This window comes from Pseudoalteromonas sp. SG44-8, from assembly GCF_014164125.1.
In the GTDB taxonomy this organism is placed as follows: Bacteria; Pseudomonadota; Gammaproteobacteria; order Enterobacterales; family Alteromonadaceae; genus Pseudoalteromonas; species Pseudoalteromonas rhizosphaerae.
The window spans coordinates 1-12,079 of the sequence record NZ_JACJEQ010000009.1; the positions used below are offsets into that span (position 1 = coordinate 1).

Below are 12,079 nucleotides of genomic sequence, written 5' to 3' on the forward strand. Positions count from 1 at the left end.
ATATTTAACCATTCTAGCGAGCTAAATAAAGCGCTAACTGCGTTATAATTTTTTCAAGTAGAACAACTACATGTCAAAATTTACGCCTTGTTATCACTGTATTTATCTGTCGCTATAAATGGTCAATAACTTAACACGATTGGTATTTGTGGTACTGAGTTTGATTATGATGCTGACCCGCACAGTAAATTGGTACCACACTAAATCACAAGCTGATGATTAATCACTGTTTGCAAAGGGCTGCATGATTGCAGCCCTTTAATTATTCAGGCCTAACACAGTTAGCATTGCATATAGCCGCTTAAGATAGGCTTATTATCCAGCGTTCATGTTATTAACTTGCTGATAAAAATACGGTTAGCTTATCGCCTACTTTTAAGCGATCGCTTGAAAGGCTGTTCCATTGTTTTAGCTTAGTGATGCTGACTTTGTAATGGTTGGCTATTTTCCACAAGCTTTCGCCAGATTTAACCTTATGCTCTATTTGCGTATCGGCTAACTGCGGTAGCACTAATTTTTGACCAATACGTATGGTACTATTTTTCAAATTATTAAATGCTTTTAGTTGGCTTACAGTTACTTTGTAGCGCTTAGCGATCACGCTCAAACTATCGCCACGCTTAACTGTATAATGTTGCCATTGGCTGTAGTCGTTAGAATCTTGATCAGCAATCATAGTCTCAAATTGCTTTCGCTCACTAGCAGGAACGACGAGATGCGGTGCATCAATAATCGCCGGAAAGCGAATGACCCCGTAGTTTAAGGGCTCTAACTGTTGCCATTGGGCTTTATTATCTAAAATAACTGAGCCAGAAATGGCTATTTTGGCAATTGCATCTTTATTTGCTATTGCAGGGAACGCCATTTTTTGGCTTTTTAATAATTGTGCCGCAGCAAGTAGTTTAGGTACATACTGACTGGTTTGCTGAGGGAGTTTTAAACTGAAAAAGTCAGTTGGTTTACCTTGCTTTTTATTGTTGCTGATCGCTCTAAGTACACGGCCTTCACCTAAGTTATAGGCTGCTATAGCGTGATACCAATCACCATCAAAGCGTTTGTATAAGTACTCCATAAAATCCAGAGCAGCGCGGGTACTGTCGATCACATCTTGGCGGCCATCGTACCAAGGGCTAATTTTTACCTTAAAGTACTTAGCAATGGCAGGCGTTAATTGCCAAAGCCCAGATGCATGCTTGTGCGAATAGGCACTGGCATCAAAGTCACTTTCAATTAGCGGCATTAACGCTAATTCTATGGGTAAGTTCCGTTTTTCAACCTCTGTGACAATATAATAAAGGTAAGGCTCAGCACGGCGACTAATTTCATCCATATAGTTTGGGTGAGATAAATACCATGCAATGCGTTGTTGCACATCTGGGTGGCTAGAATTGGAAAATGTAAGCTGCGCTCGGATGCGTTGCCACACATCATCGAGTTCCTGAGGACTTAAGGGAGCTATTTGCTCAATATTTTCGTTTTGTTCTTTAACAACAATATTTGGGTTAGCCTTAATATCAGGTTGTGAAGATGGTTTTTCGGGTGTGGTTTCACAACCGGATAAAATAACAATCAATGGCAGAATTCGGATAAATCGATTTAAAGACACGTACTAAACTACTCCGAAAATATAAATGCGGTTAACTTAAATCAGGCTAGCTTAACATAGCGTGAGTTAAGAATGACTTGTAGTTGAATTTAACTGTCCCTTAAATTGCTCTTTATAGCGACGCGATAAGTTAAGTACTTTGCCGGTTGTAAGTTTTACTTCACTGTCTCCGCTCGGTAGTGGCGTGATTGATTCAATCGCATCTAACCGAACGCCATGGGAGCGATGAATACGGCAAAACCCTTGCGGTTCTAACTGAGTTATAAGTTGGCTCATAGTTGCACGTAACGGGTAAATTCTTGCATCAATATGTAGATTTACATAATTACCGCTAGATTCAAGCCAGTCTATTTGTGCTACGCGGACAATAAATTCTTTTCCCAGTTTTTTTACCAGTAGTCTATCGAAATTTAAATTTTCAGGCGTATCTTCGCCTTGTCTGATCGGTGCTGCTTCACCACTTAATTGGCTCACTACATATTGATAGGTTTTAATAACAGCAATTAAAAATAAGAACCCCCACAAGTCTTTGCGGTATTCATAAAGTAATTCAAACCAGACCAAACCAAAGTCATAATACATGCCTTGTACGGTGTAAATGAGCTTGCGAATGGTGACCATAATGCCAATATGCAATAACGAAAAAGCAATGCTTGCCAGCAGATATAGCAGTAATGAGCGGGGGATTTTTTGCCAATTAAAAGGCTGGGTTTTTAATAGCCTAACTAAAGCGGGAAACAACAACAAGGTGCCAATAGCGCTGGAATATTCCCATACAAACGGCTCCCAGATCATAAATGGGAGTTCGCCATCTCGCTGGGCTTCCATAATGTTTGAGCTGGCATTAATAGTATTGTTGATAAAAATATAACTAGATAAAAATAATGCCGCATACCATCTCTGGTAGCGCTGAAAATGCGTTAAGGAGATCATTATTATTGTTACTCTTTAAAAGACCATAATTAGACTAGCAAGATAGTGATAGATCACCAAACTTATCATCCCTGATATCCACCGCTTATCCCTACTGACTGTTTTATCAGCCTTTTCTGATTGCTTAACGCAGAGTGTTGTTCATATTTGTTATTAATTAGTCGTAAGCTAAAACTATCATGAAACTTAAAATAGTAATTAAAAACACAACACGTACGCTATTACAGCCATGGCTAAATGTATTTAATCAGCATGATGAACTGCCAAAGCGCCGTTATGATCTTGATTGGCTAAGGGTGATTGCGTTTGGTTTATTAATTTTTTATCACACCGGCATGTTATACAGCCAAAACTGGGGATTTCATTTTAAAAGCCAGTATTTGTCTAGCAGTGTTGAAAATGTCATGTTGTTACTGTCACCGTGGCGAATGGGACTAATCTGGTTTATTTCAGGAGTAGCGCTGCGCTTTATTATTGCGCGCTTTAGTTTAGATATGTTTTTAATTACGCGCAGTGTAAAAATATTACTGCCTTTATTGTTTGGCATTTGGTTTATAGTGCCGATTCAGCTTTATGCGCAAATGAGCCAAGAGGTTGGTTTAGCTATGAGCTTTTGGCAGTTCTACCAGCAGTTCTTTGATTTAACTAACCCTTTATTTAATCACTACCAAGCAGGTATTTGGCCACATGTTGATGTAAACCATCTTTGGTACTTGCGTTCGTTATGGCAATTTACTTTATTGCTGGTGTTAATGATACCGCTGCTTCATCACGCTACTGTGCAAGCAATAATGACGCGTTTATGTGAGCGATCGTTAGTTATTGTTTTTATTGTATTGCTATTGCCGCTGTGTATTTTAAAACTGAGCTGGCCGAGTGATACATTCCGATACCCCATGGGCGCGTTGTTTTTACTTTACGGTTACTTGCTTGCTTGGCAGCCTGCATTTTACAGCCAACTGCTACGTCACTGGCAGGCGTTATTAGTGGTATTCATTTTAGGTTATTTAGTTGTCGTGCTGGGTTATCACATGATTTGGCAAAACCCAGCTACGAGCCAATGGCAAATTACCAGCATGGATATGCTGTATACCGCGCAACGGTTAGTGGGTGTGATGTTAATGCTGGCATTAGCAAAACGCTTTTTGAATCACGATCACCCTAAATTAGCGTTATTAAACTCAGCCGTATTTCCGTTTTATTTATTACATCAAAGTGTGATTATTGGCTTAGCCTTTTATTTGTCTGAACTGCAATTAGGTGGTTTGGTGGAGCCATTATTTATACTCAGCCTCACTTTCATTATTTGTTGGCTGGTATTTATTGCTGTTCGCCGTGTCGATCTATTAAGCCCATTTATAGGGATTAAAGTCACAGGTAAATATAAAGCATGGCAAGTTAAAGCAGGCTTTGGTTGCGGGCTTATATTGGTAAGCCCACTGATCTTTAAGTTAATTTAACCAAACACACATCTAAAGCATGCGCCTTGTGGTTTTGGTACATAAATTAAATCACCGCCGTGGTTGAGCATAATTTGCCTTGATAGGCTCAAGCCAATACCTGATCCTTGTTGTTTAGTGGTAAAAAATGGTACGAAGATCATATCCACCACATGTTCGCTGATGCCTGGGCCATTATCGCTCACTTCAACATAGAGTTGTTGGCTGGCGTTTTGTGCCAAGCTGAGCTTGATGTTTGGCTGAGCGGGGCTTTGCGCGTTATATTTTTTGTTGCTGCTTAGCACTTCAAATGCGTTCTTTATAAGATTTACTAATACTTGCTCTATTTGACTACTGTCTAGCATCACTAATTGCTGGCTTTTAATTGTAAGTTCTATATTGATTTGCAGCTCACGCGACTGTTGTTGATGCAAGGTGACAATACGCGCTAGCATATCGGCTAAATTTTCAGGCGCTAAATTAGGTTTAGGTAAGCTGCTAACTTGGCGAAAACGAGCAATAAAGTCGCCTAAATGTGCCGTTCTTGATGCTAAGGTGCTTAGTGCAAGCTGTAAGTCTTGTTTATCTTCAATATCAATAAAACACAGTTCTTGTGGCAGTAAATTGCTGCACGTATCAGCTAACGATGAAAGCGGGGTAATAGAGTTGGCAATTTCGTGCGTAAGTACTTTAGTTAAGCGCTTATAAGCTTGTTGTTCTTTGAGTTGTAGTTGGTCATGAATTGATTGTAGGCTTACTACGCGACGCACTTTGCCTTGTATTTCGGCGATACTGAGTTGGATAGAAAGCGTGTCGTGCTGCTCGCCATTTTGCCAATAGGTGGTGCTTCGCATATTGTTCTTGGCGTTCAAAATTAGTTCACCAACAGCGCCTAATTCTCGTAGATGCTGGAAGCTTTTACCCAGTAGTTTGCTGACTGCTGGGTTTGATTCAATCACTTTGCCGTTGTCGTCACATACCATAACCGCTAAATCAACATGAATAAGCAGTGCTTGCAAAAACTGCGCTTGTTGTTCGGCATTAAAGCGTGCTGTTTGCATTTGCGTTTTTACTTGCTCAAATTGTTGGCGCATTGGATGTTGTTGGCCAAGACCTAAGGTGCTGTCGCCATTGGCTAAGGCGCGGATCACCATTTCTGCTTGTTTTTGTTGGCGCTTAAAGAGCGTAAAAATATGCGTTATCAAGGCCGCAGTGACTAATATAGTTAACAGCGAAGTTGCTGAAAGCCCATTACTTTGTAATAGATAACTAACGAGTGCGCTGGCGCTAATAAGTGCCACAATATTAATAGTTAATAATAAATGAGGGCGCATTGTTATAGCCCATACTTTTCAAGACGGCGATACATAGCACCACGCGTTAAACCTAAGGCTTTGGCCGCATGGCTAACATTACCTTGGTAATGTGTTAGCGCTGCACGCACAGTGCGCTGCTCGAGTATCTCAAGATCAAAGGTGTCGTATGCCTCGTTGTCATTGGTGGTTGTATGATTAGTAGTACCAGCACTACCAATCACTGAGCTAACATCAAGATTATCGCCATCACTTAAAATAACAGCCCGCTCAATAGCATGAGCAAGCTCGCGGACATTGCCTGGCCATGCATATTGACAAAGTAAGCTCATATCATGTGTTTTTATGGTTAAGTTGCGCTTGTACTTTTGTGCGAAATGATTGAGGTAATAATCTGCTAGCATTGGGATGTCATCACTGCGTTCACGTAAAGCCGGTAAGCGAATTTCAACGGTGTTTATTCGGTATAACAAATCTTGGCGAAAACGCCCCTCGGCGACAGCTTGATCAAGATTGTCGTTAGTGGCACAAATTAGGCGGATATCAATATCAACTGCTTTACTGCCGCCAACAGGTGTAATTTTGCGGTTTTGTAATGCAGCAAGCAGTTTAGCTTGATGCTCTAGGGGTAAATTACCCAGCTCATCTAAAAATAAACTACCGCCTTGGGCGAGCTCAAATTTACCAATTCGATCGCTTTTGGCATCGGTAAATGCGCCTTTTTTATGGCCGAATAGCTCACTTACAAATAGGTTTTGTGCCACAGCACCCATGTCTAAACTCATAAAGGTTTGATTATGGCGCATACTTGCTTGATGAATGGCATGCGCGGTGAGTTCTTTACCTGTGCCGCTTTCGCCGGTGATCAGTATATTGGCATCAGTTTGTGCGGCTTTTTCAATGGTGGTGAATACCTGCTGCATAGCGGCGCTTTGACCTAAAAACTCAAATGGCTGATTATTGAGTACTTGATTAAGGCCGTCCTTTTGACGGGTAAGCTTACCCACTTGCTGTTTGTCTTTAGCATGTGAAAAAGCCGCCGCCACAGCGCCAAGTAGTTGCTCGTTTTGCCAAGGTTTAGCAATAAAATCAGATGCGCCTGCTTTAATAGCATCCACCGCGAGTTGAATGTCGCCGTAGGCGGTCATTAACAAAACAACGATATTAGCGTCTTGCTCGATGATTTTTTTTAACCAATAAAAACCTTCTTTGCCGCTGATGGAGTCTTGGGTAAAGTTCATGTCGAGTAAGATCACATCAATTGGCTGATCAGCTTTGCGTTGCTCGTTAATGATGCCTGCAATTTCAAATGGGTTGTCAGTGGTTTTAACGCTTTGATAATGCTGCTTTAGTAATAACCGTGCGGCGATTAGAATATCGGGGTTGTCATCAACAATTAAAAGCGAGCCTGTGTGTTTCATGATTTTTATTTTTATAGAGTTTTATTTAGCCTAAAACAAAAAAGGAACAGTGTCCATAAATGGACGTTTATAAAATAAAAAAGTGTTCTATTAACGGACACTACAAACATAATAATAATTTCATTTAATTATAAGGTATTGAATTTTAATGTTAAATAAAGTTGGCACAGCGTTTGTAATAACTATCGGTAATTAGTTTATTAAACCTGTATCAAGGTGGCCAACATGGATAAGAAAATAGAACGCTCATTTACCCAAAAGTATTTAAAGAAATTCACCTTTGCAGCATTGGCATTGGGTGTTGCTGCCGCTGCGTATGGGTTTACACAAACAGGTAATATAGGTCGTAGCCAGAATATTGAACGCAGTAGCTTAACCGTTAGCACGGTGAAACAAGGTGCATTTAAAGATGCCTTAAGTTTACGCGGTCAAGTGGTACCAAAAACCAGTATTTACCTTGATACCATCGCCGGTGGGCAAGTTGAGGAGCGTTTAGTGGAGCAAGGCGAATATGTTGAGAAAGGCCAACCACTAGTGCGTTTGAGCAATACCAACTTACAACTAGATGTAATGAGTCGCGAAGCCCAAGTAACTGAGCAGCTAAATTTTTTACGCAATACGCAAATGACTATGGAAACCAGCCGGTTAAATTTACGCCGTGACTTATTAGAAATAGAGCTAAAAATTACGCACCTCACCCGTCGTTTACAGCAAACTAAACCTTTGGTTAAAAGTGGCGTATTAGCGCAGGAGCAACTTGCAGAGTTAGAAGAAGATTTAAATTATTACCACGCTCGTAAAGAGCTCACGCTTGAGCGCCAAAAGCAAGAAAACTCAATCCGTGAGGTGCAAGTCGCACAGTTATCAGACAGCGCTAAAATGCTTGAAAAAAACCTGCAGTTTGCGCGTCGAAATCTCGACAATTTATTAATCAAAGCGCCTGTTTCAGGCTACCTAAGCGAGCTTGATGTGGAAATTGGTGAATCTAAAAACAGTGGCGCGCGATTAGGCCAAATTGATATTCCAAATGAATATAAATTAGTGGTACGCCTTGATGAGTTTTATTTAAACCAAGTACAGCGTGACATGACCGTGATGATTGAACTTGAAAGCGGCACAGTGAACGCCAAGGTGAGCAAAATTGATAGCCGCGTACAGCAGTCGCAATTTCAAATTGAAGTGGATTTACCAAGTAATACCAAAAGCATTAAGCGCGGGCAAAGCATTGATATTGAGTTAATGCTGGGGGGTGACAAAAACAATGCTCTACTGCTTAAACGTGGCGCCTTTTTTACCAACTCGGGCGGTAACTGGGTTTATGTTATTGAGCAAGGCGGCGATAAAGCAGTGCGTCGTGATATTCGCTTAGGCAAAAAGAATCAAAACTATTTTGAAGTGCTTGAAGGGCTCAATGCTGGGGAGCAAGTGATTACCTCTAGCTACAGTAACTTTGATAAAGCACAGCAACTACAATTTTAAGGAAAATAACAATGATCAAACTAACTAATTTAAGCCGCGTATTTCGTACTCAAGATGTTGAAACAACAGCGCTAAGTAACATTAACTTAACCGTAAACGAAGGTGACTTTTTAGCGATTATGGGGCCATCTGGCTGTGGTAAATCAACTTTGCTGTCTATTTTAGGTATGTTGGATTCACCAAGTGCAGGTAGCTTTGATTTTGCTGGAACAGACATCGCAGGGTACAGCGAAAAGCAATTGTCGGAGCTACGTAAAGCATCAATCGGTTTTGTATTTCAGAGCTTTAACTTAATTGACGAGCTAACTGTATTTGAGAACGTAGAGCTACCATTACAGTATCAAAAAATATCAAAAAGTGAGCGCAAACAACGCGTTGAAGCCATTTTAAAGCGCGTAGGCATTGATCACCGAGGCGAGCATTTACCACAGCAGCTTTCGGGTGGTCAGCAGCAACGGGTAGCCGTGGCGCGTGCATTAGTGATTAATCCTAAACTAATTTTAGCCGACGAGCCAACCGGTAACCTCGATTCTAAAAATGGTGATGAAGTCATGGCTATGTTGCGCGAGCTAAACCGCGAAGGCACCACAGTAATTATGGTGACCCACTCAGAGAAAGAAGGAGCATATGCTGACCGTTTAGTACGCTTACTCGACGGCCAAGTGATGCTTGACAAAGCGAATGTTGTGCAGCAAAGCGCTGCTGAGGTTGCTTAACATGTTTATTAATTATTTAGTGACAGCCCTACGGGCATTTAAACAGCAAAAACAACATTTTTTACTTAACATCATTGGCTTAAGTGTTGGTTTAGCTGCGGCTATTTTAGTGGCCATGTTTGCCTTTAATGAAGCTTCTTATGATGAACAGCAACCTAATGCTGATCGCGTGTATCGTGTATATCAATATTTCCCATCACTTGGAATGGGAGCACCAGTTGTCAATAAAGATGTGATCGCGTCTTTTAAAGACATGGCTGAAATTGAAGACATACTCTCACTTGATTTGGTTCCGCCAGGCTCTGAGTTTGTTCGTGATGGCGTTGGTTACAAATTAGAAAATGTGCTTGCGGCGCGTAGTAACGTGACTGATTTTATCAATATCGATATTGCAGCTGGGGATCTGGCAAAAGTACTTGCAACGCCAAATATGATTGCACTCAGCGAGCAGTATGCAATACGGATTTTTGGTAGCACAGCTATTATTGGTGAAACTTTAATACAGGGAAATAAACGTTGGCAAGTCGGTGCTGTGTTTTCTGATTTACCTGATAATACGCACTTCTTTTTTCAAGCATTAATTAAAGAGCCACCTGCAAATAATAACTTTCAAAATAACAATGGCTATACATATATCCGGGTTACTCCTGACGCTGATGTTGGCAAGCTTGCTAAAGCTATTGAGCATCGCTATAGAGAAGTTGTTTATAAAGATTCTGAGTATGATTCAGCCCAGCTTACATTACACCCCTTAACTGCTTTGCATTTAACCGCAAGCTCTAATTTTGAAATGAAAATGAATGGCTCGCTTTCAACGCTGCGTATTTGTATTGGTTTGAGTATTTTATTAGTACTGCTAGCGGCTTTTAACTTTATCAATATGAGTATTGCGCAATCTGCAAAGCGCGCAAAAGAAGTCGGTGTTCGTAAGGCTCTTGGTGCGAGTAAGACACAAATTGTTTGCCAGTTTTTAGTTGAGTCATTACTTATAACCGTTATTGCAGCACTGATAGCATGCATGTTGGTTGAATTATTAACACCAGCTTTTAACCAATTAGTTGATCGTCAGCTAGCGCTTAATTACAGCTCAGCCTTAGGTGCAGCAATTGCCGTTGTTACCTTATTGGTTGGTTTGCTTGCAGGGATTTATCCTGCGATGTTTATGTCGGCGTTTAGTGCTAAGCGTGTACTTAGTGGTGACATGCAACGCGGCCGCACAGCCATTGCCGTTAGAAAAAGTTTATTAGTTTTACAGTCTGCGTTGTCGGTCGCACTGATCATTGCCGCCTTATTGTTACAACAGCAGCTGGCACATTTGCAGTCACTCCCTGTTGGTTACGCAAAAGAAGGCAAGCTGATGATCAGTGATATTGACGCAGGAGATATATTCTATAACCAAAACAATGTGCTGTTAGATCGCATTAACGCTATTAATGGTGTGAAACAAGCCAGCGTAATAGATATTTCACTAACCGGTGCTTATAACTCGTCTCGTACATTTACGGCTGATAACGGTCAGTTTACTAAACAAACTTTACCCTTTATTGGTGTGGGTAATGATGCTGTGAGTGCTTTGGATTTATCACTGGTAGCTGGGCGTGACTTTAGTGCAAAAATGGGGGCTGATTGGTTTAATAAAGTCAGTGATACTCAAGCTACCGCGTCAGCAATATTGACCGAATCTTTAGCTAAACAAGCGGGCTATGTAACTGCAGAAGATGCAATTGGTAGCATTTGGCGCACAGACACAGGTTACGGCCAAGAACTTACCATAACGATTGTTGGCGTCGTTAAAGATATAAAAGTAGGCAGCGTTAAAGATACGCAGCCCTCAACCATCTTCATTTGCGGTTACACCAGCAGTTGGGTTGGTAGAATTATCGTTAATCTGGATTTAACACAGCTCCCGCATATAAAGTCACAGCTTGCTAGCATCTTGGCCGAAACACTTGATATTTATGACCCAAAAATAGAAATGATGGCTGACAATTATCGTGCGCTTTATCGTAATGATGAACGTGCCACTGAGTTTGTCACTTTATTCTCTGGCTTAGCTGTCTTCTTAGCGTGTGTGGGGACCTTTGGTTTAGCGTCATTCTCGGTATTACGCCGCCAAAAAGAAGTCGCGGTGCGTAAAGTGCTTGGCGCATCACGCATCAGTATTATGAATCTACTGGCGAAAGAGTTTTTGATTTTAGTCGTGGTTAGTGTGGCCATAGCATATCCGCTTACTTATTGGCTGGTAGGAGATTGGTTGGCTAATTTTAATGAGCGTGTTGATCAAGCTATGTGGGTTTACTTAATTGCTGCACTAAGCGTGGCTGCTATTACTTGGCTTACAGTTGCCAGTCTTGCTTTTAAAGCCGCCAGTACAAGACCTTCGTTAACATTAAGGTATGAATGATAACTAGCACAGAACCCTACTTAAGGCCTATCAGAACATCGATAGGCCTTTTGTATATTCTTTTCGTTATAAATGACGACCAACAATTTGAGGGGGGAGGCAGTAGCGGGTTTATCCCGCGACAGGAGGTTAAGCCGAGTTTTTATATGCTCGAAAACTTGAGTCGTGCTGTTTAAATATCTTTAATTTTCACTGCGGGATTACCTGCAACAACAGTATTTGCTGCAATATCTTTGGTGACGACAGACCCTGCGCCTACTACAGCATTATCGCCAATGCTAACACCTGCAAGTACAATAACGCCTGCGCCTATCCATACGTTATTGCCAATGGTTATAGGTGCTGCAAAGTTTTCTTTATTGAGCCGCTCTATGGGATTAACTGCATGAGAGACTGTCAAAAGCTGAACGTTCGGGCCGATTAAACAATCGTCGCCAATGCTTATGGCTCCTTCATTAATTGGCGCATCTAACATAGTGCAGTTAATGTTTATAAAAGTACGATCACCAATTTGCATTTGCGAGCCATAGTCACAGTGGAAGCCAGCCTCAATGATCACTCCTTCACCACACACTGTAAACAAACTCTTAATGCGTTTTAAATTTCCTTTGCTGGGACTTTTTGCAAACAAGCGACAAGTCTCATGGGCGACTTTGCGTTGCTCAATCAGTGGTTTTTCTAGGCTATTGAATCTAGTTAGATGAGTCATCGTTTTAGGGAGTTAATGAGTATGTATTGATAATAAAACAAAATTGACTGCTAACCAAA

Annotated in this window: 9 protein-coding genes; 4 read left to right on the forward strand and 5 right to left on the reverse strand. The window is 41.1% G+C overall.

Features of this window, described 5'->3' with window-relative positions:
* Positions 1-334: 334 nt before the first annotated feature.
* Together H5163_RS09345 and H5163_RS09350 are read right to left on the reverse strand one after the other, a co-directional pair.
* Positions 335-1,606: a LysM peptidoglycan-binding domain-containing protein gene (locus H5163_RS09345; protein WP_182734983.1), complete on the reverse strand. Its 1,272-nt coding sequence runs from the start codon at positions 1,604-1,606 to the stop codon at positions 335-337.
* A gap of 66 nt (positions 1,607-1,672) precedes the next feature.
* Positions 1,673-2,536, reverse strand: a complete 864-nt coding sequence (locus H5163_RS09350) for a LytTR family DNA-binding domain-containing protein (RefSeq protein ID WP_182730743.1) — start codon at positions 2,534-2,536, stop codon at positions 1,673-1,675.
* Positions 2,537-2,718: 182 nt separating this feature from the next.
* Here H5163_RS09350 and H5163_RS09355 point away from each other — a divergent pair, with 182 nt between their 5' ends.
* A complete protein-coding gene (locus H5163_RS09355; protein WP_182734984.1) occupies positions 2,719-3,999 on the forward strand; it encodes an acyltransferase in 1,281 nt (426 codons plus the stop codon).
* Here H5163_RS09355 and H5163_RS09360 read toward each other — a convergent pair.
* Together H5163_RS09360 and H5163_RS09365 are read right to left on the reverse strand one after the other, a co-directional pair.
* Entirely contained in the window at positions 3,996-5,312 is a 1,317-nt protein-coding gene (locus H5163_RS09360; RefSeq protein ID WP_182734985.1) for a PAS domain-containing sensor histidine kinase, read from the reverse strand. The genes H5163_RS09355 and H5163_RS09360 overlap by 4 nt on opposite strands.
* Before the next feature lie 2 nt (positions 5,313-5,314).
* Positions 5,315-6,712, reverse strand: a complete 1,398-nt coding sequence (locus H5163_RS09365; RefSeq protein WP_182734986.1) for a sigma-54 dependent transcriptional regulator — start codon at positions 6,710-6,712, stop codon at positions 5,315-5,317.
* Between the two features lie 225 nt (positions 6,713-6,937).
* Here H5163_RS09365 and H5163_RS09370 point away from each other — a divergent pair, with 225 nt between their 5' ends.
* Genes H5163_RS09370 through H5163_RS09380 form a run of 3 tightly spaced genes read left to right on the forward strand, consistent with a single transcriptional unit; the run spans position 6,938 to position 11,311 of the window.
* The gene (locus tag H5163_RS09370) at positions 6,938-8,191 is read left to right on the forward strand and encodes an efflux RND transporter periplasmic adaptor subunit (RefSeq protein WP_182734987.1); all 1,254 of its coding nucleotides are present in this window, start codon (positions 6,938-6,940) and stop codon (positions 8,189-8,191) included.
* Between the two features lie 11 nt (positions 8,192-8,202).
* Positions 8,203-8,907, forward strand: coding sequence for an ABC transporter ATP-binding protein (locus H5163_RS09375; protein ID WP_182730664.1), 705 nt, complete (start codon positions 8,203-8,205; stop codon positions 8,905-8,907).
* A 1-nt stretch (position 8,908) separates the two neighbouring features.
* Positions 8,909-11,311 carry an ABC transporter permease gene (locus H5163_RS09380; RefSeq protein ID WP_182730665.1) on the forward strand — a complete coding sequence of 801 codons (2,403 nt, stop codon included), beginning with the start codon at positions 8,909-8,911 and terminating at the stop codon, positions 11,309-11,311.
* Between the two features lie 172 nt (positions 11,312-11,483).
* Here the strand turns inward: H5163_RS09380 and H5163_RS09385 are convergent, their stop codons facing one another.
* On the reverse strand, positions 11,484-12,020 hold the full coding sequence (locus H5163_RS09385; RefSeq protein WP_182734988.1) for a sugar O-acetyltransferase: 537 nt from the start codon (positions 12,018-12,020) through the stop codon (positions 11,484-11,486).
* Between the last annotated feature and the right edge of the window lie 59 nt (positions 12,021-12,079).